Annotated in this window: 26 protein-coding genes and 1 pseudogene; 9 read left to right on the top strand and 18 right to left on the bottom strand. The window is 70.7% G+C overall.

Annotated elements, in window-relative coordinates:
• Positions 1–80: 80 nt before the first annotated feature.
• From glmM to rplM, 3 genes are read right to left on the bottom strand one after another with little or no spacing between them, the layout of a single operon-like run.
• A complete protein-coding gene (gene glmM / locus AC1DDU_RS10475; RefSeq protein ID WP_477433794.1) occupies positions 81–1,439 on the bottom strand; it encodes a phosphoglucosamine mutase in 1,359 nt (452 codons plus the stop codon).
• A 16-nt stretch (positions 1,440–1,455) separates the two neighbouring features.
• Positions 1,456–1,932, bottom strand: coding sequence for a 30S ribosomal protein S9 (gene rpsI, locus AC1DDU_RS10470; protein ID WP_477433792.1), 477 nt, complete (start codon positions 1,930–1,932; stop codon positions 1,456–1,458).
• A 25-nt stretch (positions 1,933–1,957) separates the two neighbouring features.
• The gene (rplM, locus tag AC1DDU_RS10465) at positions 1,958–2,404 is read right to left on the bottom strand and encodes a 50S ribosomal protein L13 (protein ID WP_045301568.1); all 447 of its coding nucleotides are present in this window, start codon (positions 2,402–2,404) and stop codon (positions 1,958–1,960) included.
• Between the two features lie 241 nt (positions 2,405–2,645).
• Here rplM and AC1DDU_RS10460 point away from each other — a divergent pair, with 241 nt between their 5' ends.
• The 3 genes and pseudogenes from AC1DDU_RS10460 to AC1DDU_RS10450 all read left to right on the top strand — a co-directional run bounded on the left by AC1DDU_RS10460 (position 2,646) and on the right by AC1DDU_RS10450 (position 5,380).
• A complete protein-coding gene (locus AC1DDU_RS10460; protein ID WP_477433790.1) occupies positions 2,646–3,008 on the top strand; it encodes a hypothetical protein in 363 nt (120 codons plus the stop codon).
• 89 nt (positions 3,009–3,097) lie between these two features.
• Positions 3,098–3,946: a hypothetical protein gene (locus AC1DDU_RS10455; protein WP_477433788.1), complete on the top strand. Its 849-nt coding sequence runs from the start codon at positions 3,098–3,100 to the stop codon at positions 3,944–3,946.
• A gap of 124 nt (positions 3,947–4,070) precedes the next feature.
• Positions 4,071–5,380: pseudogene (locus AC1DDU_RS10450) on the top strand (UDP-glucose dehydrogenase family protein).
• A gap of 3 nt (positions 5,381–5,383) precedes the next feature.
• Here the strand turns inward: AC1DDU_RS10450 and AC1DDU_RS10445 are convergent.
• Complete coding sequence (locus AC1DDU_RS10445; RefSeq protein WP_477433786.1) at positions 5,384–6,100, bottom strand: endonuclease/exonuclease/phosphatase family protein; 717 nt, start codon at positions 6,098–6,100, stop codon at positions 5,384–5,386.
• Positions 6,101–6,287: 187 nt separating this feature from the next.
• Here AC1DDU_RS10445 and AC1DDU_RS10440 point away from each other — a divergent pair, with 187 nt between their 5' ends.
• The 3 genes from AC1DDU_RS10440 (at position 6,288) to AC1DDU_RS10430 (ending at position 8,825) form a co-directional block, all read left to right on the top strand.
• The gene (locus AC1DDU_RS10440; RefSeq protein WP_477433784.1) at positions 6,288–6,737 is read left to right on the top strand and encodes a hypothetical protein; all 450 of its coding nucleotides are present in this window, start codon (positions 6,288–6,290) and stop codon (positions 6,735–6,737) included.
• 56 nt (positions 6,738–6,793) lie between these two features.
• On the top strand, positions 6,794–7,798 hold the full coding sequence (locus AC1DDU_RS10435; RefSeq protein WP_477433782.1) for a glycoside hydrolase family 6 protein: 1,005 nt from the start codon (positions 6,794–6,796) through the stop codon (positions 7,796–7,798).
• 121 nt (positions 7,799–7,919) lie between these two features.
• On the top strand, positions 7,920–8,825 hold the full coding sequence (locus AC1DDU_RS10430; RefSeq protein WP_477433781.1) for a response regulator transcription factor: 906 nt from the start codon (positions 7,920–7,922) through the stop codon (positions 8,823–8,825).
• A 170-nt stretch (positions 8,826–8,995) separates the two neighbouring features.
• On the opposite strand, the gene AC1DDU_RS10425 is transcribed toward AC1DDU_RS10430, so the two are convergent.
• Positions 8,996–10,444 carry a glycosyltransferase family 2 protein gene (locus tag AC1DDU_RS10425; protein ID WP_477436793.1) on the bottom strand — a complete coding sequence of 483 codons (1,449 nt, stop codon included), beginning with the start codon at positions 10,442–10,444 and terminating at the stop codon, positions 8,996–8,998.
• A 223-nt stretch (positions 10,445–10,667) separates the two neighbouring features.
• Between AC1DDU_RS10425 and AC1DDU_RS10420 the strand changes: the two genes are divergently transcribed.
• Together AC1DDU_RS10420 and AC1DDU_RS10415 are read left to right on the top strand one after the other, a co-directional pair.
• Positions 10,668–12,329: a sensor histidine kinase gene (locus AC1DDU_RS10420; RefSeq protein ID WP_477433779.1), complete on the top strand. Its 1,662-nt coding sequence runs from the start codon at positions 10,668–10,670 to the stop codon at positions 12,327–12,329.
• Positions 12,326–13,501: a hypothetical protein gene (locus AC1DDU_RS10415; RefSeq protein WP_477433777.1), complete on the top strand. Its 1,176-nt coding sequence runs from the start codon at positions 12,326–12,328 to the stop codon at positions 13,499–13,501. The genes AC1DDU_RS10420 and AC1DDU_RS10415 overlap by 4 nt, the downstream gene beginning before the upstream one ends.
• On the opposite strand, the gene AC1DDU_RS10410 is transcribed toward AC1DDU_RS10415, so the two are convergent.
• Positions 13,479–14,072, bottom strand: a complete 594-nt coding sequence (locus AC1DDU_RS10410) for a hypothetical protein (RefSeq protein WP_477433776.1) — start codon at positions 14,070–14,072, stop codon at positions 13,479–13,481. The genes AC1DDU_RS10415 and AC1DDU_RS10410 overlap by 23 nt on opposite strands.
• 68 nt (positions 14,073–14,140) lie before the next feature.
• Positions 14,141–15,001 carry a tRNA pseudouridine(38-40) synthase TruA gene (gene truA / locus AC1DDU_RS10405; RefSeq protein WP_477433774.1) on the bottom strand — a complete coding sequence of 287 codons (861 nt, stop codon included), beginning with the start codon at positions 14,999–15,001 and terminating at the stop codon, positions 14,141–14,143.
• Positions 15,002–15,146: 145 nt separating this feature from the next.
• Between truA and AC1DDU_RS10400 the strand changes: the two genes are divergently transcribed.
• On the top strand, positions 15,147–17,183 hold the full coding sequence (locus AC1DDU_RS10400; RefSeq protein ID WP_477433772.1) for an acyltransferase family protein: 2,037 nt from the start codon (positions 15,147–15,149) through the stop codon (positions 17,181–17,183).
• 313 nt (positions 17,184–17,496) lie between these two features.
• Here AC1DDU_RS10400 and rplQ read toward each other — a convergent pair whose 3' ends face one another.
• The 11 genes from rplQ to secY all read right to left on the bottom strand — a co-directional run bounded on the left by rplQ (position 17,497) and on the right by secY (position 26,579).
• Entirely contained in the window at positions 17,497–18,054 is a 558-nt protein-coding gene (gene rplQ / locus AC1DDU_RS10395) for a 50S ribosomal protein L17 (RefSeq protein ID WP_477433770.1), read from the bottom strand.
• Between the two features lie 46 nt (positions 18,055–18,100).
• Complete coding sequence (locus AC1DDU_RS10390) at positions 18,101–19,090, bottom strand: DNA-directed RNA polymerase subunit alpha (RefSeq protein WP_116194480.1); 990 nt, start codon at positions 19,088–19,090, stop codon at positions 18,101–18,103.
• A gap of 142 nt (positions 19,091–19,232) precedes the next feature.
• On the bottom strand, positions 19,233–19,631 hold the full coding sequence (gene rpsK, locus AC1DDU_RS10385) for a 30S ribosomal protein S11 (RefSeq protein WP_018171470.1): 399 nt from the start codon (positions 19,629–19,631) through the stop codon (positions 19,233–19,235).
• A 33-nt stretch (positions 19,632–19,664) separates the two neighbouring features.
• On the bottom strand, positions 19,665–20,039 hold the full coding sequence (gene rpsM, locus AC1DDU_RS10380; RefSeq protein ID WP_141892573.1) for a 30S ribosomal protein S13: 375 nt from the start codon (positions 20,037–20,039) through the stop codon (positions 19,665–19,667).
• Between the two features lie 158 nt (positions 20,040–20,197).
• Positions 20,198–20,314, bottom strand: a complete 117-nt coding sequence (gene rpmJ / locus AC1DDU_RS10375) for a 50S ribosomal protein L36 (RefSeq protein WP_005050492.1) — start codon at positions 20,312–20,314, stop codon at positions 20,198–20,200.
• Between the two features lie 89 nt (positions 20,315–20,403).
• Positions 20,404–20,625 (bottom strand): translation initiation factor IF-1, encoded by a 222-nt coding sequence (gene infA / locus AC1DDU_RS10370; RefSeq protein ID WP_018171468.1) that lies wholly within the window; start codon positions 20,623–20,625, stop codon positions 20,404–20,406.
• A 150-nt stretch (positions 20,626–20,775) separates the two neighbouring features.
• Positions 20,776–23,019 carry a choice-of-anchor A family protein gene (locus AC1DDU_RS10365; protein ID WP_477433767.1) on the bottom strand — a complete coding sequence of 748 codons (2,244 nt, stop codon included), beginning with the start codon at positions 23,017–23,019 and terminating at the stop codon, positions 20,776–20,778.
• Between the two features lie 88 nt (positions 23,020–23,107).
• Positions 23,108–23,806 (bottom strand): DsbA family protein, encoded by a 699-nt coding sequence (locus tag AC1DDU_RS10360; protein ID WP_477433765.1) that lies wholly within the window; start codon positions 23,804–23,806, stop codon positions 23,108–23,110.
• A 14-nt stretch (positions 23,807–23,820) separates the two neighbouring features.
• Positions 23,821–24,663: a type I methionyl aminopeptidase gene (gene map, locus AC1DDU_RS10355; protein ID WP_477433763.1), complete on the bottom strand. Its 843-nt coding sequence runs from the start codon at positions 24,661–24,663 to the stop codon at positions 23,821–23,823.
• A gap of 3 nt (positions 24,664–24,666) precedes the next feature.
• The gene (locus AC1DDU_RS10350; protein WP_477433761.1) at positions 24,667–25,260 is read right to left on the bottom strand and encodes an adenylate kinase; all 594 of its coding nucleotides are present in this window, start codon (positions 25,258–25,260) and stop codon (positions 24,667–24,669) included.
• Complete coding sequence (secY, locus tag AC1DDU_RS10345) at positions 25,257–26,579, bottom strand: preprotein translocase subunit SecY (RefSeq protein ID WP_477433759.1); 1,323 nt, start codon at positions 26,577–26,579, stop codon at positions 25,257–25,259. Before secY ends, AC1DDU_RS10350 begins: the two co-directional genes overlap by 4 nt.
• Positions 26,580–26,591: the final 12 nt, after the last annotated feature.

Below are 26,591 nucleotides of genomic sequence, written 5' to 3'. Positions count from 1 at the left end.
GCACCGGGGCGGGCGCCGTGACAAACACCGCGGCCCGCTCCCGTGCAAGACGGGAGCGGGCCGCGGTGATCGGCGGAGGGCTACAGCGCGAGACGGTCCCGCACGACGCCGGCGAGTGCGTCGGCGTGACGGCGGGCCTCGTCCTCGGTGGCCGCCTCGACCATCACGCGCACCAGCTGCTCGGTGCCCGACGGGCGCAGCAGCACGCGGCCCGACAGGCCGAGCTCGGCGCTGGCGCGGGCCACGGCATCCTGCACGCCCTCGTCGGTCGCGGCCCGCGAGCGGTCCACGTCCTTCACGTTCAGCAGCACCTGCGGAAACACGGTCATGATCCCGGCGAGCTCCGCCAGTGACTTTCCGCTGTGCGCCATCTCGGCGACCAGGTGGAGGCCGGTGAGCAGGCCGTCACCGGTGGTCGCGTACTCGCTCATGATGACGTGGCCGGACTGCTCGCCGCCCAGCGAGAAGCCGTGCTCGTTCATGCGCTCGAGCACGTACCTGTCGCCGACCGCGGTCGTCTCGACGTGGATGCCGTGCGCCGACATCGCGCGGTGCAGGCCGAGGTTGCTCATCACGGTCGCGACGAGGGTGTCGTCCTTCAGGTGTCCGCGGTTCTTCATCGCAACCGCGAGGATCGCCATGATCTGGTCGCCGTCGACGACCTTGCCGGTGGCGTCGACCGCGAGGCACCGGTCGGCGTCGCCGTCGTGAGCGATGCCCACGTCGGCACCGTTCTCGATCACGGCCTTCGCCAGCACGTCGAGGTGCGTCGAGCCGACGCCGTCGTTGATGTTGAGGCCGTCCGGATCGGCGCCGATGACGGTCACCCGCGCGCCGGCGTCCCGGAACGTCTCGGGAGAGACTCCGGATGCCGCGCCGTGCGCGCAGTCGAGCACCACGTGCAGGCCGTCCAGGCGATGGGGCAGCGAGCCGAGCAGATGCACGACGTACCGGTCCTCGGCGTCGGCGAACCGGCGGATGCGCCCCACGGCGGCGCCGGTGGGCAGCAGCTTGGGGCCGGTCATCGCGGCCTCGATGCGCGCCTCGACGACGTCGGGCAGCTTCACTCCGCCGCGGGCGAAGATCTTGATGCCGTTGTCGGGCGCCGGATTGTGGGATGCCGACACCATGACGCCGAAGTCGGCGTCGATGTCGGCGATGAGGAACGCCGTCGCGGGGGTGGGGAGCACGCCGGCATCGAACACGTCGACGCCCGATGCTGCCAGACCTGCCTGGACCGCGGCGGAGAGGAACTCGCCGGACACGCGCGGATCGCGGGCGACGACGGCGGTGAGCCGCTTGCCCGCGGCGCGGCGCGCCTCGGCAGAACGGCCCTGGCCCAGGACGACGGCAGTCGCCTGGGCCAGGGACAGGGCGAGATCGGCGGTGAGGGGGCCGTTGGCCAGCCCCCTCACCCCGTCCGTGCCAAAGAGCGGCATACGGAGGGAAGTCCGATCAGCGCTTCGAGTACTGCGGAGCCTTGCGGGCCTTCTTGAGACCGGCCTTCTTGCGCTCGATGACGCGGGCGTCGCGCGAGAGGAAGCCGGCCTTCTTGAGGGTCGGGCGGTTGTTCTCGACGTCGATCTCGTTCAGCGCGCGGGCGATGCCGAGACGGAGCGCACCGGCCTGGCCCGAGGGGCCACCGCCCGAGATGCGGACGATGACGTCGTACGCACCGGTGAGGTTGAGCACCGTGAACGGGTCGGTGATGAGCTGCTGGTGCAGCTTGTTCGGGAAGTAGTCCTCGAACGCACGGCCGTTGACCGTGATGGTGCCCGAGCCGGGGATGACGCGCACGCGGGCGATGGCCTGCTTGCGGCGGCCGACTGCGGCGCCCGAGACGGAGAGGACGGGGCGCGAGGCCTCGACGACGGTCTCGTCGACCGCGGTCTCGGTGGAGTAGCTCGTGGGGGTTTCTTCGATGTTCGCCATCAGTGTGTCCTGTTCTGTGCGGCGCTTACTGGGCGACCTGGTCGAAAACGTACGCGGTGGGCTTCTGCGCGGCGTGCGGGTGCTCGGCACCGCGGTACACCTTGAGCTTCGACAGCTGGTTGGCGCCGAGGGTGTTCTTGGGGAGCATGCCGCGGACGGCCTTCTCGACGGCGCGGACCGGGTTCTTCTCGAGGAGCTCCGAGTAGGTGACCGACTTGAGGCCGCCCGGGTAGCCCGAGTGACGGTAGGCCTTCTTCTGCTCGAGCTTCTGGCCGGTGAGGGCGACCTTCTCGGCGTTGATGATGATGACGAAGTCGCCCATGTCGACGTGGGGGGCGAAGGTCGCCTTGTGCTTGCCACGCAGGAGCGCGGCAGCGTGCGAGGCGAGGCGGCCGAGGACGACGTCAGTCGCGTCGATGACCAGCCACTCGCGCTGGGCTTCGCCAGCCTTGGGGGTGTAAGTGCGCGTCACAGTAGTGCTGCTTTCTTGAATCGAACGGAGAGGTTCGTGAATCCCACTCCGGGGTGGTTCCGCCCCTCGATGAGAGGCTGAACACGCCAGTGGAGGGCTCACGTTCGTGGTGCCGGGTCAGCCGAGCCGAACACCAAAGGTTGAGTCTACGGCATCCGAGGGTCCCGTCCAAATGCGGGGTTCCTCGCTACGGTGGACGCGAGCGCGGTCGCACCGGCGGCCCCGACCGGAGGAGAACCGCATGACCAACCGACCCCTCGGTGTGACCCTCGTCGCGATCATCGCGTGGCTGTCCGGCTTCTTCCAGATCATCGGGTCGATCTTCGCGATCATCGCCGGCCTGTTCATCACGTGGCCCGCGATCCTCGGCTGGCTGAGCCTCATCGTGGGCATCGTCACCCTCGCGGTGGGCGTCGGGCTGTGGCGCGGCAACCCCACCGCTCGCACGATCGCGGCCATCGTCTTCACCATCACCATCGTGCTGGAGGCGCTCGGGCTGTTCGCCGGCGAGAGCTTCTGGTCGGTGCTCGGCGGAGCGGCGCTGTCGATCATCGGGCTGGCACTGCTCTACACGCGGGACGCACGCGCCTACTTCGGCTCCTGACGCGGCACGCCCGCGCCTACTTCGGCTCCTGACGCGGCACGCCCGCCGGGGCGGGCGCCGCCGTCGGCGGGCGCGGCTATCGTGGCGGCATGACCGGCACCGTCGCCTCCACGTCGCTCGAGCGCACCTACCGGTACCTGCGGATCGGCGTCGCCGGCACGGTCGTGGCGATCTTCGTGGCGGTGGGTCAGGCCGCGGCCACCGCCGGGTGGCTCACCTCGGTGAGCGACTACTTCTACACTCCTGCACGCGACGTGTTCGTGGGTGCGCTGATCGCGGCATCCCTCGCCCTGTTCGCCCTGTCCGGGCACGGCGCGGAGCGTGCTCTGCTCGATGCGGCCGCGCTGTTCGCACCGCTCATCGCCCTCGTGCCGACCACGCTCGCGCAGGGCGTCGTCCCCGGCGTCGCCCTGCCGTGCCCCGAGCGCTGCTTCCCGCCGCAGTTCGAAGCGGATGCCGCGAACGGCGTGATCGTGTACCTCGTGCTGGGCGCGCTCACCGTCGCGGTCGTGTTCCTGCTCGCCCTGCTCCGGCAGGTGTCGCTCGCCGCGGTGTGGCCGTCGCTGCTCATCACCGTCGCCGTCCTCGCACTCACCGCGGCGTTGTGGGGCTTCGCCCGCGAGGCGTTCCTGCAGTACGCGCACTTCGTCGCGACCACCGCGTTCTTCGCCCTGTTCGCGGCGGTGGCGCTGCTCAGCGCGTTCCCGCGGCGCGGCCCGCAGCCCTCGCGCGTGTTCCGCATCCTCTACCTCGCGATCGCCGCCGGCCTCGTGCTGGTGCTCATCGCCTATGCGGTGCTGCTGCCGTGGGCCGATGCGTCCGGCGCGCCCGTCGTGCTGATCGTGGAGGCCCTCGCCCTGGTCCTCTTCTTCGCGTTCTGGGTGGTGCAGGGCATCGAGAAGTGGCCCGACCCCGACCCGGCGATCATCGCGACGTGATCCGCGGGCGGCGGCAAGAGCCGCCCGCCGCCCGCCGGCCACGCACCGGCAACCGCGCGGTCATCTCGCCGCTGTAGTCCTGTCCCGCGCGCGGTCCCCGACGGTCGCGCGGGGACGGAGAACCATGCGCCTGTCGGTCATCGGCTGCGGATACCTGGGGGCCGTCCACGCCGCGGCGATGGCGTCGCTCGGGCACGACGTCGTCGGAATCGACGTCGATGCGGCCAGGATCGAGGCGCTCTCCCGCGGCGAGGCTCCCTTCTTCGAACCCGACCTGCAGGGTCTGCTCACCGCCGGCATCGCCTCGGGACGGCTGACCTTCACGACGGACATGTCGCGGGCGCGCGGCGCCGACGTGCACTTCCTCGCCGTGGGGACACCGCAGCGGAAGGGATCGCACGCGGCCGACCTCGCCTACGTGGACGCGGCGGTCGACGCCCTGCTGCCGCAGCTGCGTCCGGGCGACGTCGTGGCGGGCAAGTCCACGGTCCCCGTCGGCACCGCCGCCCGCCTCGCGCCGCAGATCGACACCGCCGGAGCCACGCTGGTGTGGAACCCCGAGTTCCTCCGCGAGGGGTGGGCGGTCAAGGACACGATCGAGCCGGACCGGCTCGTCGTCGGCGCAGCGCCGGGCGCGCGCGGCGAGGCGGCGGCGGACACGCTGCGCCGGGTGTACGAGCCGGCGGTGGCTGCAGGCATCCCGTTCCTCGTCGTCGATTGGGCCACCGCCGAGCTGGTGAAGGTCGCCGCGAACGCCTTCCTGGCGACGAAGATCTCGTTCATCAACGCGATGGCAGAGATCGCTGAGGTCGCCGGTGCCGATGTCACGCAGCTCGCCGACGCGCTCGGCTACGACACCCGGATCGGCCGACGCTACCTCGGCGCCGGCATCGGCTTCGGGGCGGCTGCCTCCCCAAGGACATCCGCGCCTTCTCGGCGCGGGCCGAAGAGCTCGGGCGCGGCGAGGCGGTGGCGTTCCTGCGCGAGGTGGACGCCATCAACCTGCGCCGGCGGGACCGCGCCGTCGGGCTCGTGGTCGAAGGGCTGCGGGGCGCACCCCACGGCAAGCGGATCGCGGTGCTGGGCGCCGCCTTCAAGCCGTTCAGCGACGACGTGCGCGACTCGCCCGCACTCGAGGTCGCCGTGCGTCTGAAGGGTCTCGGTGCCGACGTCGTGGTGACCGACCCGGCGGCGATCGAGAACGCGCGGCGGCTGCATCCGCAGCTCACCTACGTCACCGAGCGCGACGACGCGATCCGCGGCGCCGACGCGGTCGTGCTGGTCACCGAATGGGACGCGTACCGCCGCGACCTCACCCCCGAGCACGCCGCGACCCTCACCGCCGGCCGGATCGTCGTCGACGGCAGGAACGGATGGGATGCCGCAGCCTGGCGTGCCGCGGGATGGACCTACCTCGGCATGGGCCGGCCGTAGCCGCTACGCGGCGCCGGTCTCCACGGGAGCCTCGACGAGCCGGCGCACCCCGGTGGCGGCGTGTGCGGTGACGAGGATCGGAAGGTGGTCGCTGAGGCCCTGCGGCAGCGTGCGCACGCGGTCGATCTCGAAGCCGACCGACGTCGCGAAGTCGTAGTGGCCTCGGAAGAAGCGGTACCGGGTGTAGGTGCGGGAGTCGCTGAGGTTCAGCTCGTAGCCCTGCTCGCGCACGTGCTGACCGAGCTTCTCCTTGAACACGGGGTAGTTGTAGTCGCCCACCATCAGCGCCGGCACTCCCTCGCCGAGCTGCTGCAGCTCCCCCAGCGCGGTGCGGATCTGGTGACGCCGCAGCGAGTTCAAGGCGGTGAGGGGCGCGGCATGGAATGAGGCGACGATGACGTCGGCGTTCTCGTCGATGTCGTGCAGCCGGACCCCCAGCATCCGCTCCTCCGCGGGCTTGAGCACACGGTCGTGAAGGGACTTCTTGAGGGCGAGGGCCCGCACCTCGACGGCGCGGTACGTGTTCTCGCGGAAGTAGACGGCCAGGCCCAGGCGGTTGCGCTGCGTGGACTCCGCGAGCCGCAGCCCGGAGATCTCCTCGGGGATGTCGGTGGTGTCCGCCTCCTGCAGGCACAGCACGTCGGCGCCGTAGCGCTCCACCAGGTGGGCGAGCTCGCCCGCGGCCCGGTGCTTGCGCAGGTTGTACGAGATGACCTTCATGTCCAGGCCAGCCTATTCCGCCGATGTCGCCCGCGGGTGTCCGTGCGGCGTCCGCACCGAGACCTCACAGCGAGCACGAAGTTGACGTGCCATGTACGAAAACCGGGAGCCGCCGCTCTGGGGTGATGTGCCCGGTTTCCGGTCCGCCTCGAGCGGGCCGGCCGGCCCGACAGACCCAGGAGAGACCATGACCGCCACGAGCCCTGCCGCCCCCGCCCGCACCGACCTCGCCGAGGCCGTGGCGGCGAGCCGCCTCGCCCGCGAGGACGTCGAGCGCGAACTGCGCCGCAGCATCTTCCTCCGCAACCACGCCGCGGAGGCGCTGGAGCGCAGCGCCGCGCGGCCCGGATTGGACGAGGACGAGCGCGCGCGGCTGCGCGCCGAGTATGCCGCCGCCGACCTGACGGTCGCCGAGCGCCGGGCCGCGGTCGAGCGCGCCAGGGAGTTCGAGCGCGCGGCGGTCGTCGTCGCCGGCGCCGTCGACACCGCGGCGACCGCGGAACCGGTGGCCGCCGCGCTGCTCGACCTCATCGGAGCCGCACGCAGCGGTGCCGCACGGGGCCGCTCGGCGCTCGCGTCCGCCCGGCGCCCCGCGCCGGCCGTGCGCCTGCGCGGCACCAGACCCCGCACCGCGTGACGGCGGCGGGGCGCGGATGCCGCCGCTCCGCGCGCGCCGCCCGCTAGAGTCCCCCCGTGACCACCTCCCGCCGAACGATCGCCGTGGTCGGGGTGGTGGCGCTCCTGGCCGTCGCCGCGACCGCCCTTGTCGTGGCGGTGGTCGTGTCCTCGATCGGCGCAGCGGCCGGGCCACCGCAGCGGGGGACCGTGATCGTCGCGTCCGCCCATTCGAAGGCGGCGGTCGCCGCGGCCGGGGCTGCGGACGGCACGTCCGAGCACGCCGCGTCGGAATTCCTCGCCGCACAGCCCACCGCGGTGTGGCTGACGCCCGAGTCCGACCCGACCGAGGTCGTGGAGGACCGCATCGCCGCCCTGGCGGAGGAGGCGCGGAGACAGTCCGCGCGGGTCGCGGTGGTCGTCTACGGCCTTCCCGGCCGCGACTGCTCCGGGCACTCGGCGGGCGGGCTCGCGCCCGCCGAGTACACCGAGTGGACCGGGGCGATCGGCGACGCGCTGAGCGCGGCGGCCGACACCGGGCCGATCGTGATCCTCGAGCCCGACAGCCTCGCGCTCGCGCCCGAATGCGGCGACGTGTCCGAACGGGTGGCCCAGCTGTCGGACGCCGCTGCGGCGATCACCGGCGAGCGCACCTGGATCTATGTCGACGGCGGGCACTCCGCCTGGCTCCCGGCGGCGCAGATGGCGGGGCTCATCGCACAGGTGGACGCCGCGACGACGGAGCGCGGCGGCGCCATCCGGGGCTTCGCGACCAACGTGTCGAACTACCGCGCCACCGCCGACGAGATCGCCTATGCGCACGAGGTCGCCCGGCACCTCGACGGGCTGCACGCGGTCATCGACACGTCACGCAACGGGGCGGGGTCCGACGGCCAGTGGTGCAATCCCCCCGGGCGGCTCGTGGGTGAGCCCGGCGGATCGCTCGGCGACGACGTCGTCGACACCAACCTGTGGGTCAAGCCGCCCGGCGAGAGCGACGGGGAATGCAACGGTGGCCCGGCGGCGGGACGCTGGTGGCCGGAGGCCGCCGTCGAGCTCACCCGGGACGCCATCGCGGAATAACGCCGGATCAGGCATTCCCGGGCATGTAGCATCGGAAGTAGTTTGCGTCGCGTCGGGGGCCGCGCTGGGGTCGGTGTCCTGCGCAGTCGTCCGAGACCGTCCGAGAGAGGACGCCCAGCACGTGACCACCCCAGCCGATGATCTGAAGACCGCCGTCATCATCGAGGACGACGCGGAGATCCGTCACGTCCTCGCCGAGGTGCTCGAGTCCTCGGGCTTCTCCACGGTGTCGGTCGGCAACGGCATCGACGGCGTCCGCGCCGTGCTGACCTACAAGCCCGTCCTCACCACGATCGACGTGAACATGCCGGGAATCGACGGGATCGAGGCGGCCCGCCGCATCCGGGCGCAGTCCGACACGTTCATCATCATGCTCACGGGCCTGAGCGACGAGGCCGATGTCATCGCCGGTCTGGGTGCGGGCGCCGACGACTACCTCCTCAAGCCGTTCCGTCCCCGCGAGCTCCGCGCTCGGGTCGAGGCCCTGCTGCGTCGCGCGCGCACCACCCCGCCCGGCGCGCCGGCGCCTGCCGCGCCCCCGGCGCAGGGCAGCGTGGGGCCTTCGTTCCCCGGTGCACGCCTGGCGACCTCGTCCATTCCCACGCAGCCGGCGAACGAGGCGCCCGCGTCGCCGTCGGCGGCACCCGCATCCCCCGTCCCCTCCGAGGTCGCCGCACCCGCGGGCGAACCCGACGGCACGTGGCTCGTGCACCGCGACCTCCGCCTGCACCCCGAGGACCGCGTCGTGGTGCTGGGCGGGTCGGAGCTCGACCTCACCCGCACCGAGTTCGACCTGCTGGCGACGCTGCTGGAGTCGAAGCGGCGTGTGCGCAGCAAGGCCGACCTGACGCTCGTGCTCCGCGGCGAGTCGTACGTCACGAGCTACTTCGTCGGCGAGGCCGACAAGCGCGCCGTCGAGGCGCACATGACGAATCTGCGGCGCAAGCTCGGCGACAGCGCCGCCAACCCCCGGTACATCGAGACCGTCCGCGGCGTCGGCTACCGCCTCACGTCCGACGCGGTCTGAGCCTCCCCGGCTCCGGTGGTGGAGGCATCCGCTCGCCCCAGACGAGCGGATGCCTCACCGGCTTTGGCGAGGGCCTCCGTGTTCGGGCACGGATGCCCTCGCCTCCTCCCCCGGCGCCGGCTCCCCAGCTGCGGCGCCTCTCCCCAGTTCCGACACGCTCGGGTGACGCATCAGACCTTGTATCCGTGCTGGCGACGGATGAGCTTGAAGAACATGGACAGGGTCTGCAGCACCGTGACGACCCCCACGATCGGCCAGCCGATCCACAGGATCGTGGACTGCACCATCGGGCCGAGCATCGACCAGATGACGACCATCGCGACGACCACCGCGACCGCGACGATCAGCGGCGTCCAATGGCCGAGCCCCGCCCCGCGCTCGGCCTTGGCCTGCATGGCCCAATTGTCGACCTTCTTGCGCGACAGGAAGCGCGTCCAGGACCGGGCGAAGTAGCTCAGACGGAGCCACATGTACACCTCGGCGGGCACGAGCGTCACAGCGAACAGGATGTCGCGCGGCGTGCGGTTTGCCATCGTGAGCGCCATGCGGGTGTTCAGCAGGATCGCGACGACCGGCGGCAGCAGCCACCACGCCGAGAACACGAACGCGTCGATCGACAGGGATCCTGCCAGCAGCGCGACGAACGCGACGCGCACGAACAGGTTGGTGAGCATGCCGAAGTTCTCGAGCCACCGCACCCGCAGGTTGGGGTGGAACGGCTGCCCCTTGGTGTCGCCCCGCTGACCGGGCCACATGAGCTCGATCGCACCGTACGTCCACTTCACCTGCTGGGCGTCCAGTGCCCGCAGCGTGGTCATGCCGCCGACGTCGGCGCGGGCGAACGGGCTGATCTTGGTGAGGTAGCCGGCGCTCTTGATCTGCAGCGACAGCAGCGAGTCCTCGACCTCGGAGTCCTTCACCCACGGCGTCGACTGACGGTTCTGCTTCATGACCTCGCGCAGCGCCTGCGTGGAGAAGATCGAGAACTGCCCGCCGAGCACCGCCATGTTGCGGCCGCGCAGCAGATTGTGGAGGTTGAAGGCCGCGAACTGCGCGCGCTGACCCGTGATGAGGAACTTCGCGATCCCGCCCTTGATCGGCTTCTCGTCGATCGAGTAGATCGCCGAGATGCCGCCGATGCGGCTGTCGGAGGTCGCCTCCGACTCGAGGTACTCCACCGCCTTCGCGTCGGCCACGGTGTCGCCGTCGACGCCGAGCAGGAAGTCGTAGCCCTCCACGAGGGTGTAGCCGTAGTTGAGCGCACCGACCTTCTTGTCGGGGTTCTTGCCGATGTCGTGGACGAACACCTCGGTGAACTGCTCGCCGAGATCGGTGACGATCTCGTGCGGGCCGGCGAACTGCGAGGCGACCTTCACGGTCTGGTCGGACGTGTTGTTGACCACGACGTGGATGACGTCGGGAACGCGGGTCTGGGCGAGCAGGGACGAGATCACCTGGGCGATCGACTCCTCCTCGTTGTACGCGGGGATGACGCAGCCGATCGTGGAACGGTGGACCGAGGTGTCGTCGAGCACCGCGTCGAAGTCGTCGGCGAACCCGAGCGGCGTACCGTCGGCGGGGTCGCCGTGCGTCGCGCCGGAGGCCGCCGAGTGGGGCATCTGCGCGTTGCGGGTGCGGACGAGGTCGGTCACGATCATCGCTTTCGGATCAGGAGCGCCGGGGTGTCCGGCGACGATGTCCAGTCTTGGCGACCGACCGCAAGAGACCGCCGAGGGGCCATGAGGGGTACCGCAAGGTTGGCGCAAGGGTTCCGCAAGAAAGCCCCGCCGTCTCCCCGCCCGGCGTCCGATCCCGCTCGAACCGGCCGCATAGACTCGGTCCATGGCTACCGGGGGGTCGGCGCAGGCGACGTTCGTCGTGAGCACGCCCGACGCGCGCACCCGGTCGATCTGGCTGACGCAGCTCGTACTGGCCGCGAGTGTCGTCCTCACGTGCATCCTCGTGATGGCGCTGCAGCCGGCCGTGTTCGGTCGCTGGAACTTCCTGGTAGGCGCGTTCTCGGTCGTCGCGCTCACCCTCGTCACGCTCGCCGTGCCGTGGGCACGGGTCCCGCCGCAGGCCGTGCTGGCGATCCCGTTCGCCGACGCGGTGGCGATCGGGCTGATGTCCAGCGGTACGGAGCTGCGGCTCGGCTACCTGTGGGGCTTCCCGGTGATGTGGGTGGCGATGCACTTCCGCGCGACGGCGCTGGCCGCCGTGCTCGCCCTGATCGGGTTGATCCTGATGGTCGACTCGGCCCTGAATCCGGGGAGCAACGCGGCGCTGCGGGTGTTCGTGGTGCTGCTGTCGCTGACCTTCATCGGCATCACGGCCCACCTCTCGCTCCGGCGCACCCGGTCGTTGCGACGCCTGCTGGGGCGGCAGGCTGGCCGCCTCAACGCCACGCTCGCCCGCCGTTCCGACCAGGAGCGGCGCACCACCGAGATCCTCAACGGCGTCGACACCGGCATCGCGCGCATCTCCTCCGACGGCTCGGTGCTCGCCGTCAACGACGCCTACGCGCGGCTGTACGGGCTGGATCCGCTCGACCCGATGCTGCCGGCGCGCTCGGTCGAGTACACCGCTCTCCGAGGGATGCCGGTCCCCCCGTCGGAGCGCCCGTTCACGCGTGCGACCCGCGGCGAGACCTTCACCGCCGCCTCCGTGTGGCTGTTCACGCCGGAGGGCGACTGGCGGGCGCTGTCCGTCACAGCCAAGCGACTCGCGAGGCACGGCGAGGAGTCCTCGAGCATCCTCCTGCTCGTCCACGACGTGACGGCGCTGACGTACGCGCAGCGCGAGCGCGAACGCCTGACCGCGATGGCCTCCCACGAGCTGAAGCATCCGCTCACCGTCGTGATCGGCAACGCCGAGCTCGCGCTGGAGCTCGACGATCTCACCCCCCGCACCCGGGAGCGGTTCGAGACGATCGTCTCGGCGAGCGAACGGATGCGGCAGATGTCCGACAGCCTGGTCTCGACGTCCCGCGGGGGTTTCGGCGGCCGCCACGATCTGGACGACATCGACCTGCGGCAGATCCTGCTGGACTCCGTCGCATCGTTCCGCCCCACCGCTCTCGCCCACGATGTGGCGATCGACGTGCGCGTCGACGAGCCGCTGCCGATCACCGCCGACGGCTTCCGGCTCCGCCAGGTCGTCGACAACGTCGTGAGCAACGCGATCAAGTACACGCCGCGCGACGGACAGGTGCGCATCGTGGGCTCCGCCGACGCGGATGCGGTCTCCCTCACCGTCACCGACACCGGCATCGGCATCTCCGAGGTCGATCTGCCCCACATCCTGACGCCGTACTTCCGTGCCGCCGACGCGCGGGACACCGCCGGCGGGACCGGCCTCGGTCTCGGCATCACCAACGACATCGTGACCGCGCACGGCGGCTCGCTCTCGATCGAGAGCGTGGCCGGGGCGGGCACCACGGTCGCGGTGCGTCTGCCGCGGTCGGCGGGTGCCGGCGCGCAGGACCACCCGAAGGGACGCGCATGACCGACCTCCTCGCCGGCTCGGCGTTCGATCTGGGCATCGCGCAGGCCGTGATCACGACGCTCGCCACCGCGCTCACCATCGGCATCGCGTTCCTAGTGCGACCGGGGCTGCCCACGCTCGCCTGGAGCTTCGCGTTCACCCTCGCGATGATCGCCACCTACGGCGTGGTCGCCGGGGAGATCAACGATGCCGAGGTGCTCCGTCGTGCGTCGCTGGGTGCCCTCATGGGCGCTCCCGCCTTCCTGTGGTCGGGTTTCCGCGCGGCGTGGGGATCCCGCGCGCATCTGTGGGTCGGCGCGGCGGTGGCTGCGGGTTCCGCGCTCGCGCTGGCGGTCGCTCCGGATGTCGCGTGGTTCACGACCGCCTACCGCGCCGTCTTCTTCGTGGCATCCGTGTTCGCGGGGCTGTTCGCGTTCGACTGGATCCGCGTGCCGTCCCGCCGAGCCGACCGCCTGCTCATGCCGCTCGCGATCGTGTCGATCGCGTTCTTCGTCACCGGCGCGGCGACGCTTCTGGCGGCGTTGTTCTTCCCTCCCTCCGGCGGCGACGACTTCGTCCTGGTGCGCCTGATCTCGTCCATCGGGATGCTCATCTACGTCGCCTGCGCCCTGGTCGCGGTCGTCGGCACCAGCGCGCGCGACAGCGGGCTCGCACGCACGGCGCCGGTGTCGTCTGCATGGCAGCAGTTCGAGGGCATCGCGACGGACCGACTCGCCCGCGCGCAGACCAACGCGGAGTCGTGGTCGATCGTGTATCTGCGCCTGGACGATGCTGCCGACATCAGGCAGACGGCGGGCGCGACCGCGTTCGCGAACCTGGCTCGGCGCTTCGAGGACGAAGCGCGCGCGGTGTTCCCTGCGGAGTCCGACGTCGGCTCGCCGTCGCCCGGGACGGTGGTCGTACTGGTGCCGCGATCGGATGTCGCAGTGCGCGACCTCCTGAAGGCGATCCTCCAGCGCGTCACGCTGCTCGACGTCGACGGGGCGATCCCCATCCGACCTACGGCGAGCGCGGGCTGGGCTCCCGCATCCGTGCTCGGCTACGACCTCGCGGCACTGGTGTACACCGGCCGGGAGGCCGCGACGCTGGCCAGCGAGAAGGGCGGCGACCGGTGGGAGCGCGTGGGAGCCACGGTGGTCGAACGGCTGATCAACCTGCCAGAGCTACAGTGACCGTGTCCGTCGCGGTCTGCTTCGCGTAATCGCTCGACGTGGGCGTCGACTGCACCAGGAAGTCGTAGCTGAACCGCAGGGCGACAGAGGTCGCCTCCGCAGGCACGGGGCCGACCGTGAACGTCTGCGAGTAGCTGTAGGGGTCGAGCACGAGGTAACCGGGGCTGACCGTCGCGGCGTCGACCTGCGCGTCGAGGGGGTCCATCGGCCCCGACTTCGACGACGGCACGGCCGTCATCGTCACCCGCTGCAGGTACACCTTCTGTCCGTCGGCGGGCTCGACGGTCGTCGTCATCGAGAGGGTCACCGGCTTGAGCGCTTCGGCCGTCCAGTCGGCCATCGACAGCGTCGACCAGTAGTCGATCGTCGCCGTGACCGATCCGGCGACGATCTCGCGCTGGGTGGCGCCACCCGAGAGATCGTTCGGGACGGGAGTGGCGACGGCCGTGGGCGAGGCGGATGCCGTCGCCCCGGCATCCTCTTCCCACGGCGCCGGGCCGCATCCCGCCAACGCGGCTGCGGCCAGCGTCCCCGCGGTGAGAATGCCGGCGAACCGGTAGAACGTGCGCATGCGACCCCCGAACCCGCCCCGCCGGGCGTCCGGACAGTCTAGCCAGGTCGCCGGCGTCGGCCGGGACGTCACTCCCGGTCGCGTCGCGCCCGCGTCTGCTCGGCGCGCTGCGCCAGCAGGTCGTCGGCCGGGTAGCCGACCTCGGTCAGCGTGAGCCCGCGCGCCGCGAGCACCTTCACCTCGGGCACCCGCTCCTGCGCATCGCGGATGTCGACGACGTCGTCCACGTCGAGCCGCCCTTCGCCCACGGCGACGCACGCTCCGACGAGCGCGCGCACCATGCTGTGGCAGAACGCGTCGGCCTTGACGTTCGCGACCAGCACGCCGGCGTGGTCCCGACGCCAGTCGAACTCGAGCAGCGTCCGGATCGTCGTCGCCTCTTCGCGGGGCTTGCAGTAGGCGGCGAAGTCGTGCAGCCCGATGAGGGCGCGGGCCGCGGCATCCATCGCCTCCGCGTCCAGCGGCGCCCGCACCGAGGTGGTGCGGTGCCTCTCGAGCGGGTCGTATCCGGTCACCGTGTCGGCGATGCGGTACTGGTAGCGGCGCCACACGGCCGAGAACCGCGCGTCGAACCCCTCGGCGGCGACGGCCGAGCGCAGCACGGCCACGTCCGCGTACGCGCCGACCACACCGGTCATGCGGGCCGCGAGCGCGCCGGCGCGGTCGTGGACGGTGGGCGGCTCGGCGGACGGACGCGCGTGCCGGACGAGCATGCGCTGCTGCTGCGCCTGGTCGAGGTCGACGTGGGCGACCTGTCCCGACGCGTGCACTCCCGCATCGGTGCGTCCGGCGACCACGAGCCGGGGATCGCCGCCGACGACGCGGGCGAGCGCGGACTCGAGGGTCTCCTGCACGGTGCGCAGCCGCGGCTGGCGCGCCCATCCGCGGAACTGCGTGCCGTCGTAGGCGATGTCGAGGCGGATCCGCACCCGCCCAGCCTACCGACGGGCTCCACGCCGACGACGCGGCACCACCGGGCCCGCGCATCGCCCGCCGCACCGGCCTCGCGCGGGGAGGCCACAGGCAGCCGACGTAGAATTGCCGTTCCCCTCCCCTTCCGTTCGCACAGAACCCATGACGTCGACCGCGCCCTCACTCCTCCCCGCCGCCCGCTTCGCCGGGCTCGACGGCATGCGCGCGATCGCCGTAGGGCTGGTGGTGGTGTACCACCTGTTCCCGCCCGCACTGCTTCCGGGCGGCTTCGTGGGGGTCGACGTGTTCTTCGTCATCAGCGGATTCCTGATCACGAGCCTGCTGCTGCGCGAGCGCACCGCGATCGGGCGCATCGCGCTGGGCCGCTTCTGGCAGCGGCGCGTCCGACGGCTGCTCCCGGCGCTGGCGGTGGTCGTCGCGGTCTGCTCGACGCTGGCATGGATCGTGGGCGGCGACGTGCTGGTGAGCCTGGACGCCCAGGTGCTGGGGGCTGCCACCTTCAGCTACAACTGGCTGTCGATCGCCGCAGGCGGCGGCTACTTCTCGGCGACGGCCCCCGAGCTGTTCCGCAACTTCTGGTCGCTGGCGGTCGAAGAGCAGTTCTACGTGCTCTGGCCGCTGCTGTTCCCGCTGTTCCTGCTGCTGCCGCGCGCGTGGATGCGCACCGCGGCCGCCTTCGCCCTCGCCACGGCGTCGGCCGTGTGGATGGGCGTCGTGGTCGCCGGGGGCGATGACCCGACCCGCGCCTACTTCGGGACCGACACGCATGCGTTCGGGCTGCTGCTGGGTGTCGGCCTGGCCTTCCTGCTGCAACCGCTGTGGCGTCCCGCTGCGGCACGGGTGCCCTCTGTCGACGGCGTCCTGGCCGCACCCGCCGGCGCGGGCAAAGGGCCTCGCTGGCGCATCGTGCTCCCGCCGTCGGCTCCGCGCCCGGCCGCGACCCGGCCCGGCTGGGTCGACGCCCCCGCGGCGCGACACATCACGGGAGGGCTCGGCGTGCTCGCCCTGGTGTGGCTCGTCGCCCTCACCATGCTCCCGCCGGGAGACTCCGCGGCGACGTTCCCGGGCATGCTCCTGGTCGCCAGCCTGCTGAGCGCCGTCGCCATCACCGCGGGCGTGTGGCCCGGCTCCTGGTTCGGACGCGCCCTCGATGTACGCGCATTGCGGTGGGTCGGCGACCGCTCGTACGGCATCTACCTGTGGCACTGGCCGCTGCTCGTGCTCGCGATGGCCGCGCTCCACGGCACGGGCTCCACGGCATCCGTTCCTCCGCTGACCGGGCTCGCCGTGCTCGCGGCCACCCTCGCCGCGGCTGCGGTGTCGTACCGCTTCATCGAGACGCCGGTGCGCCGGCGGCGCCTGCGCGCGTCGATGGGCACGCTGCTGGCCCGTCTCCGGGGCGGACCCCGCGGGCGCATGCGCGCGCTCGGCTTCGCGCTGGCCGGCCTGCTCATGCTGGCCGGCACCGGCGCGGCCCTGGCTGCGGCCCCCGATCAGTCCAGCGCCGAGGCGGCCGTCGCGGCCGGCAGAGCCGCGCTCGAGGCGGCGAAGGACGATCCGCCGGCACCGCTGGCTCCCCGTCCGGGATCGGACGCGGACTCGGATGCCGCTTCCTCCGCGCCCGATGAGGTTCCCGGCGATCAGATCAGCGCGGTCGGCGATTCGGTGATGCTGGCCTCCGCCGGCGGCCTGGTCGAGCGCCTGCCCGGCATCGAGGTCGACGCGGAGGTGTCCCGTCCGATGCGCGCGGGGCCCGGCATTCTGGACTCGCTCGACGCGTCGGGCCGCCTGCGGCCCTACGTGGTCGTGGCGCTGGGTACGAACGGTCCGATCGACCCGGCCACGCTGGGGCAGCTGGCGTCCACGGTGGGCCCGCAGCGCGGGCTCGTGCTCGTCAACGCCTACGCCCCGCGCGACTGGATCCCGGGCGTCAACGCCGAGCTGCAGGCCTTCGCCGACGCACGCAGCAACGTCGTCGTGGCGGACTGGTCCGGCGCCATCGCCCCGCACGAGGACCTTCTCGCCGGAGACCGCATCCATCCTGGAAGCGCGGGCGGGCAGATCTTCGCCGACACCGTGGCCCAGGCCGTCGACGAGCTCGCCGACGAGCGCCGCGAGCGCGCCGCGGACTACACCCGCGCCGCCGAGGAGCAGCTCGGCCTCGACCTCACGCCGTAGTCCGGCCAGGGCGCAGGGCCGCCACGGCGCACCGTCGCGGTGCTGCCGCGCTCCTCCCGCCGGCGGAGCGCCCGTCCCGCGACGGGTCGCAGGACGCGACGTCCCTCCGCCGGCGAGAGCGCCGGGTCAGGACGCGCCGCAGGGCGTCGCGACCGCCGTGCCGCCACCCTCAGCGAGAACGGGCCCACGGCATCCGCTCCTCGTCCGCAGACGCAGCGAGACCCGCCACCCTGACGGGTGACGGGTCTCGCGGTGCAAGGGTGGCCGGGCACGTGTGCCGCGACCTGCCGGGCGGCGACGCCCGGCGGCCCGATTACTCGGACTTCTCCTCGGCGGGAGCCTCGACGGCCTCCTCGGCAGCAGCCTCGGCGGCAGCGCCCTCTTCCTGCGACTCGGCGCCGGCCTCGTCGGCGGCGGGCGTCTCCTCGACGGGAGCCTCCTCGACCGGAGCCTCCTCGGCGGCCGGAGCAGCCTTGGCGGCGGCGGCCTTCTTCGCCGACGGCTTCTTGTTCACGGGCTCGAGGACGAGCTCGATCACGGCCATGGGCGCGTTGTCGCCCTTGCGGTTGCCGACCTTGGTGATGCGGGTGTAGCCGCCCTCACGGTCCGCGACCAGCGGCGCGATCTCGGTGAACAGGACGTGCACGACTTCCTTGTCACCGATGACCGACAGCACGCGGCGACGCGCGTGCAGGTCGCCGCGCTTCGCGAACGTGATGAGGCGCTCGGCGAGCGGACGCAGGCGCTTGGCCTTGGTCTCGGTCGTCTTGATCGACTTGTGGGTGAACAGCGCGGCGGCCAGGTTCGCAAGCAGCAGGCGCTCGTGGGCGGGGCCGCCTCCGAGGCGGGGACCCTTGGTGGGCTTGGGCATTCTCAGTTACTCCAGTGGGGAAAAGTCGGTCGGAAAACCGGCGGGATCAGACGGTCTCGTCGTCGTAGCCGCCGTAGAAGTGCGCGCCGTCGAACCCGGGGACCGAGTCCTTCAGTGACAGGCCGAGCGAGACGAGCTTGTCGCGCACCTCGTCGACCGACTTCTGACCGAAGTTGCGGATGTTCATGAGCTGCGTCTCCGAGAGGGCGACGAGCTCCGACACGGTGTTGATGCCCTCGCGCTTGAGGCAGTTGTACGAACGCACCGACAGGTCGAGGTCCTCGATGGGCATCGACAGCTCGTTCGACAGGACGGTCTCGACCGGCGCGGGGCCGATCTCGATGCCCTCGGCCTCGACGTTGAGCTCGCGGGCCAGGCCGAAGAGCTCCGTCAGCGTGCGACCGGCCGACGCGACGGCGTCGCGCGGGGCGATCGAGGACTTGGTCTCGACGTCCAGCACGAGCTTGTCGAAGTCGGTGCGCTCACCGGCACGCGTCGCGTCGACGCGGTACGAGACCTTCAGGACCGGCGAGTAGATCGAGTCGACCGGGATCTGACCGGCCTCGGCGTACTCGTTGCGGTTCTGCGTGGCCGAGACGTAGCCGCGGCCACGCTCGATGGTGAGCTCGAGCTCGAACTTGGCGGTGTCGTTGAGCGTCGCGATGACGAGCTCGGGGTTGTGCACCTCGACACCGGCCGGCGCCGAGATGTCGGCGGCGGTGACCTCACCGGCGCCGGTCTTGCGCAGGTACGCGGTGATGGGCTCGTCGCGCTCGCTGGAGACGACCAGCTGCTTGATGTTGAGGATGATCTCGGTGACATCCTCCTTGACACCCGGGATGGTGCTGAACTCGTGGAGGACGCCGTCGATGCGGATCGACGTCACGGCTGCGCCGGGGATGGACGACAGGAGGCTGCGACGCAGCGCGTTGCCGATCGTGTAACCGAAGCCGGGCTCGAGCGGCTCGATGACGAAACGGCTGCGGAACTCCCCGATCTTCTCCTCGGTCAGAGTGGGACGCTGTGCGATGAGCACTATGTGTTCCTTTCGATCACGTGCCCGCTATATGACACGTGCGGTGAGTGAGGTGTTGAGTTTTGATCGGGATGCCTCGGGCAGAGGCATCCGTAAGCGTGTGGCAGCCGGGGCACCGTGACGGTGCCCCGGCTCCGGGATGTCAGACGCGGCGGCGCTTGGGCGGACGGCAGCCGTTGTGGGCCTGCGGCGTCACGTCCTGGATCGAGCCGACCTCGAGGCCGGCAGCCGTGAGCGAACGGATCGCGGTCTCGCGGCCCGAACCCGGGCCCTTCACGAAGACGTCGACCTTCTTGACACCGTGCTCCTGCGCCTGGCGGGCAGCGGACTCCGCGGCCATGCCGGCGGCGTACGGCGTCGACTTGCGCGAGCCCTTGAAGCCCACGCCACCCGACGACGCCCAGCTGATGACGGCGCCCGACGGGTCGGTGATCGAGACGATCGTGTTGTTGAACGTCGACTTGATGTGGGCCTGGCCCAGCGCGATGTTCTTCTTCTCCTTGCGGCGCGGCTTGCGCGCGGCGGACTTGGCCTGTGCCATGTGCGTGTTCTCCTAAACCCTGGGGGCCGCGCCTTAGCGCGCCTTCTTCTTGCCGGCGACGGTGCGCTTCGGGCCCTTGCGGGTACGTGCGTTGGTCTTCGTGCGCTGACCGCGCACCGGGAGGCCGCGACGGTGGCGCAGACCCTCGTAGGAGCCGATCTCGACCTTGCGGCGGATGTCGGCGGCGACCTCGCGGCGGAGATCACCCTCGACCTTGTAGTTGCCTTCGATGTAGTCGCGGAGCGCGACGAGCTGGTCGTCGCTGAGGTCCTTGACGCGGATGTTCTCGTCGATCTCCGTCGCCTTGAGGATCTCGTTCGAGCGGGTACGGCCCACGCCGTAGATGTACGTGAGGGCGATCACCACGCGCTTGTCGCGCGGGATGTCAACGCCGGCAAGACGTGCCATGCGGTTCTCCTGAGAGTTGGTGGAGGTGTGGAGCAGTGTCGGTGCCCGGGCCCCCAGCCCGAGGTGTCCCCTCCGGAGAGGTTCTGACGCTGCCTGAGTTCGTATTCAGTTGTGGGGAGCCGGATGCCGCGTGCCGCGGCATCCGGTCAGACCTGAGGTCAGCCCTGGCGCTGCTTGTGACGCGGGTTGCTCTTGCAGATCACCATGACGCGACCGTGGCGACGGATGACCTTGCAGTGGTCGCAGATGGGCTTGACGGAGGGGTTGACCTTCATGATTTCTTCTCTTCGCTGTCTTCACCGGGCATACTTCTCGGACTCGGTTGCTGAGCCTGTCGAAGCAGGGGTGTTACTTCTCGACCGGTCTAGCGGTAGCGGTAGACGATGCGCCCGCGGGTGAGGTCGTAGGGCGACAGCTCCACGACGACACGGTCCTCGGGGATGATGCGGATGTAGTTCTGCCGCATCTTGCCTGAGATCGTGGCGAGAACCTTGTGTCCGTTGGAGAGCTCAACGCGGAACATCGCATTGGGCAGAGCCTCGGACACGACGCCCTCGATCTCGATGACACCGTCTTTCTTCGCCATACGCTCGCTAACACTTGTGCAGACCGGTCGATCTGCGGTGGATGGGATCGGTGCTACGACACGCCAATGAAGGCGCAACGCACCAAAGAACAAGCATACGTGATAGCGGATGCCTCGGCAACCTGACCCGAGGCGGCGCCCCTCGCCGGCTCAGCCCTTGCGGCGCCGGGCGATCGCGAGCGTCGTGACGGCTGCGCCCGCCACCAGGAGCGTCCCGCCGAGACCTATCGCCCACCACGGGACGCTCCCGCCCGTGGCCGGAAGGTCACCGCGCAGCGTGTTGGTCACCGTCACCGCGATGACGGTGGATTCGTCGGCGATCGTGAAGGTCGCGGGCGAGATCACCGCAGCCGACCAGGTGCCTCCGCCCGCAGGCGCCGCGGGGGCGTCCTCGCTGACGGCGCACTGGGCGCCGACGGGGATGCCGGAGACGACGACCGGTGCCCCGGTGGAGCTCACCGACCACGTGCCCGACAGGCGCTGGTCGCCGAGCGTGCACGTCCACCCGCCGCGGAACGCATCGTCGAACGAGAGGGCCTCGGGGTTGCGCACGACCTTGTCGATCGTGAAGGACCCCGTGCGTTCGACCGGTGCGCTGAAGGTGTTCGTCACCTGCACCGTCACCGGCGAGAGGTCGCCGGCCCCGATCGTGATCGCGTCCGGGTCGATGGTCGGCGTCTGCCACTGCTCGTCGCCGGCGAAATCTCCCGGGAGGACCGTCGGGGTCTGCTCGGCGACGCGGCAGGTGGTGCCCACCGGGTACCAGGGGCTCGTCGCGGTCTGTCCGGCCTCGATATCGAACACTCCGGTGTCGGAGCCGTCGCCGAGCGGGCGGCCGGTGTCGTCGAACGCCTCGGCGTCGCACGTGTACGAGATCTCGAAGGGGCGGGTGCCGATGTAGGCGCCCTCGGGCCCGTCGACGACCTTCGTCACGGAGAACCGCCCGAGCAGCGTGTTAGCGAGCGTGATTGCCACCTGCGTCGGGTCATCGGGATCGACCACCGTGAACTCCGGCACCTCGACGACCACGCCGTTGATGGTCCATACGGGCTCCGCCCAGACGAAGCCCGGGAGCAGGGGGCCCTGGAGGGGCCGCACACGCTCCGGGTCCTCGAAGATCCGGCACACCGAGCCGACCGGCAGATCGGTCAGCGTGAGGGTATCCCCCGCCCGGATGACGCCCTCCTTGTAGTACTCGCCCTCGATGCCGTCCCCGTGGCACTCGATCCAGCCGTAGAACTCCCGGTCCGCAGCGACCACCCCGGTGCTCTCGAGCACCTTGGTGAGCGTCACCGCGCCGAGCCCATCGATGTCCGGGGCCGGGATGCAGTCGTAGTCGTCGCCGCCGTTCCACGGGTAGTTGTGGAACTCGTTGCCGACGCCGTGCATGTGGATGTCGCCGCCGGCGTAGACACGGCCGTTCATGCTCGCGGTGATGTCGAAGTCCGCCGACGGCGCGAGGACCGACCCGAGGAACTGACTCGAGCCGCCGAAGGTCACGCTCGTCGTGTCGGCGAAGTTCCACATCGTCCGCTGCGACACCTGGCCGAACAGCGGAGACGTCATGTCGTCGGCCCGCACGCCGTCCTCGGCGAAGTAGTTCGGGCTGAACGTCACCGGCTCCGTGCCGACGACGTTGATGACGACGCCGGCGTCGTCGGCGATGTTCGTGAAGTAGACCTCGCCGATCGCGTTCAGCTGGGCGGCGGTGACCGTGAAGACCTGGAGGTCAGACGTGCCGTCCCCGGTCAACGTGAGCTGCACCCCGGCCACGATGCTCGGGTTCGTGTCGGGCATCGCCGTCCACGCGGCCGAGTCGGTCGCCATGCTGGCGCCGAAGGTCGCCCAGTCCGCGACCGCGTCGGCGCCCATGCCGACCTCGAGCGTGCCGTTGTTGAGCTCGTACTGCGTGGCCGGGAAGGTCGGCTGCGCCGCACCCCCGACCTCCACGCCGCCGCCGACGAGGTCGCCGTTCTCGTCACGTGCGCCCGACCCGACGTCGAGCACGGTCGAGCCGCCCACCTGGAGGCCGCCGCCGACGGCCAGCATGACGCTTCCGGGGGTCGGGGCGGTTCCCGAACCGACGCCGACCCACCCGACATTGAACCTGCCACCGGAGTCCTTGTCGAAGGTGGCGTCGCCCATCACGACCATGAGCCCTTCGGACTCCGCCGCCGAGCCGTCGGCGAGGAAGTCGCCGCCCGCGAAGACGGCGACGTTGTCATCGGTCCAGATCTCGTTGTCATTGCCAGGGCCCGGCAGGAATCCCGGCGGGCACTCCCCCTCCACTGCCGCGGCCGGAGGCGCGCCGACCGCGACGCCCAGCGGGATGAGGAGGGCGGTGACCAGGGCGAGCGCGGGTACGCGAAAGAGAGGTGTCTTCGGGCCAGACATCCTCCGAAGTTATCAGGGGTGCGTCACGCGACCGCACGGAGAAAGGAGAGCGGATGCCGCAGCCGCGGCATCCGCTCTCCTTCCGGGATCACTGGAACAGCGTCGACAGCTGGCCTGCGGGCGGCAGCGAGGAGTTCGCGATGACCTGGCCGTTGACGGCGATCGTCGGAGTCGCGATTCCGCTCGCGCCGGGCTGGATCGGCGTCTTGGCCGTGATCTCGGTCACGTAGCCGGCGTAGGTGCCGTCGTTGACGCACGAGTCGATGCCGGTCACGCCGACGCTCGAGGCGATCGCGAGGATCTCCTTGTTGGTCAGGCCGCTGGAGTTCTCCTCCGGCTGGCCGGCGAACATCGCCTGCATGAACGCGAGCGACTTGTCGCCGTCCTCCACGGCGACGCAGTACGCCGCGTTCGCGGACCGCGTCGAGAACTGCGTGCCGTTGGACGCGCGGTCGAGGATCGAGATCGGGTGGATGCCGAGCGTCAGGCTGCCGTCGTCGACCATGCCCTCGATCTCGGGGCCGTACACCTCTTCGAACTGGCCGCAGATCGGGCACATGAAGTCGAGGTAGGTGTCGAGGCGGTTGTCACCGCTGCCGACGGCGATCGCGCCCGTCTCGGCGTCGATGTTCGATGCGGAGGGGGTGTTCACCTCCGTGGGGAGGGGCTTCGGGGTCGCCGCGTTGTTCAGCGTCACGACGAGCACCGTGACGAGGACCAGCGCCACGACGACGCCCGCCGTCACCCAGATCGCGAACCAGTTCGTCTTACGTGCTGCCTGTGCCATCTCGTGGAGCCTCCCTAGGCGATCGCGCGGGGTGTCACGCCGAAGGCCTCCAGGCCCGCGGCACCGCCGTCGGGTGCCGTCAGCACCCAGATTCCGTCATCGTGCACGGCCACGCTGTGCTCCCAGTGGGAGCCCATCGTGCCGTCGACCGTCGAGACCGTCCATCCATCGTCCTCGATGAAGGTGGCCTGGTCGCCGATCACGACCATCGGCTCGATCGCGAGGACGAGCCCCGGACGCACCTCCGGTCCCGGGTCTGCCACGCGGTAGTTGAACACCGACGGCGACTCGTGCATCTTGCGGCCGATGCCGTGGCCGACGTACTCGCGGAGGATGCCGTACGTGCCGGACTCCGGCGAGTTCGCCTCGATGTACTCCTGGATGGCGGTGCCCACCTGGCCGATGTGCGTCGCCGTCGCGAGGGCTGCGATGCCGGCCCAGAGCGAGCCCTCGGTCACGTCCGACAGCCGCTGCCGCTCGGCGACGACCTCCGGCCGGGCGTCGTCGGGCAGCACCACGGTGAAGGCGGAGTCGCCGTTCCAGCCCTTGAACTCGGCGCCGGCGTCGATCGACAGGATGTCACCGGCCGCGAGCACGCGATCGCCCGGGATACCGTGCACGACCTCGTCGTTGACCGACGCGCAGATCGTGTGGCGGTAGCCGCGCACCATCTGGAAGTTGGACTTCGCACCGCGAGCGGTGATGACGGCGGATGCCGCGGCATCCAGCTCGCCCGTGGTGACCCCGGGAGCGATCAGTCCCCGCACCGCGTCCAGCGCGGCCGCGGTGATCAGGCCCGGCTCGACCATCGCCCGCAGCTGAGCGGGCGACTTGTAGATGGAACGACGCAGCGCCACGGCTCAGGCGGCCGCGGCACGCACGAGACCACGGGCCTCGAGCGCGGCGATGATGCGGCCGGTGATCTCGTCGAGGGAGCCGACGCCGTCGATGCGGTCGACGATGCCACGTGTGCGGTACACGTCGAGGATGGGCGCGGTCTCGCGCTCGTAGATCGCCAGACGGTTCGCGATGACCTCTTCGGTGTCGTCGCTGCGGCCCTGCTCGGCGGCACGGCGCGACAGCCGGGCGATGCTCTCGTCGCGGGGCACGTCGAGCTCGATGACGGCGTCCAGCGCCTCGTCGAAGCCCTCGAGGAACTCGTCGAGGTGCATGACCTGGACGAGGTTGCGCGGGTAGCCGTCGAGGAGGAAGCCCTCGGCCGCGTCCGGCTCCGACAGACGCTCGCGCACGACGGCGCTCGTCAGCTCGTCGGGGACCAGGTCGCCCGCCTCGATGATGGCCTTGACCTGCGTGCCGAGCTCGGTGCCGGCCGCGACGGCGCCGCGGAAGACGTCGCCGGTCGAGACGGAGGGGATGCCGAACGCCTCCGCGATGCGGATGCCCTGCGTGCCCTTGCCCGAACCCTGCGGGCCGACGATCAGGAGTCGCGTCATCGGAGGAGCCCTTCGTAGTGGCGCTGCTGCAGCTGCGCGTCGATCTGCTTCACCGTCTCGAGGCCGACGCCGACGATGATGAGGATCGAGGCGCCGCCGAACGGGAAGTTCTGGTTGGCGCCGACCGTCGCCAGAGCGATGAGCGGGAGGAGCGCGATCAGACCGAGGTAGATCGAGCCGGGGAGGGTGATGCGCGTGAGCACGTAGTCGAGGTACTCGGCCGTCGGACGGCCCGCGCGGATGCCGGGGATGAAGCCGCCGTACTTCTTCATGTTGTCGGCGACCTCGACCGGGTTGAACGTGATCGCGACGTAGAAGTAGGTGAACCCGACGATGAGCAGGAAGTACAGGATCATATACAGCGGGTGGTCGCCGCGCACCAGGTACAGCTGGATCCACGAGACCCAGCCCGGAACCTCTTCGCCCGCCTGCGGCTGGTTGAACTGCGCGATGAGGGCGGGGATGTACAGCAGCGACGAGGCGAAGATGACGGGCACGACGCCGGCCATGTTCACCTTGATCGGGATGTAGGTGTTGGTGCCGCCGTAGGTGCGGCGACCCACCATGCGCTTGGCGTACTGCACCGGGATGCGGCGCTGCGACTGCTCGACGAAGACGACGAGCGCGACCACGACGATGCCGACGGCGAGGACGAGCAGGAAGACCTCGAAGCCCTTCGACTGCCAGATGGCCCACATCGCGACGGGGAACTGCGCGGCGATCGAGGTGAAGATCAGCAGCGACATGCCGTTGCCGATGCCGCGCTCGGTGACGAGCTCGGCGAACCACATGATGAGGCCGGTTCCGGCGGTCATCGTGATGATCATGAGGAGCTGCGCCCACCACACGTCGTTGGTGAGCAGCTGCTCGCACTCGGGGACGTTCGTGGTGCCGAACAGCTGACCGCTGCGGGCGACGGTGACGAGCGTCGTGGACTGGAGGAGAGCCAGCGCGATCGTGAGGTAGCGCGTGTACTGCGTCAGCCGGGCCTGACCCGCCTGGCCTTCCTTGTAGAGGGCCTCGAAGTGCGGGATGACCACACGCAGCAGCTGCACGATGATCGTCGCGGTGATGTACGGCATGACGCCGAGCGCGAAGATCGACAGCTGCAGCAGCGCCCCGCCCGAGAACAGGTTGACCAGCGAGAGCAGTCCCTCGGTCCCCGAGGACTGCTGCAGACACGACTGCACGTTCGGGAAGTCGACGAACGGCGCCGGCACGTGCGCGCCGAAGCGGTACAGGGCGATGATCGCCAGAGTGAATGCGATCTTCCGCCGCAGGTCGGGAGTGCGGAAGACCCGCGCGATGGCGCTGAACAAGAGGACTCCTCC

It is taken from the genome of Microbacterium sp. 05T445 (assembly GCF_056395865.1).
This window is presented reverse-complemented; position numbering and strand designations above follow the sequence as displayed.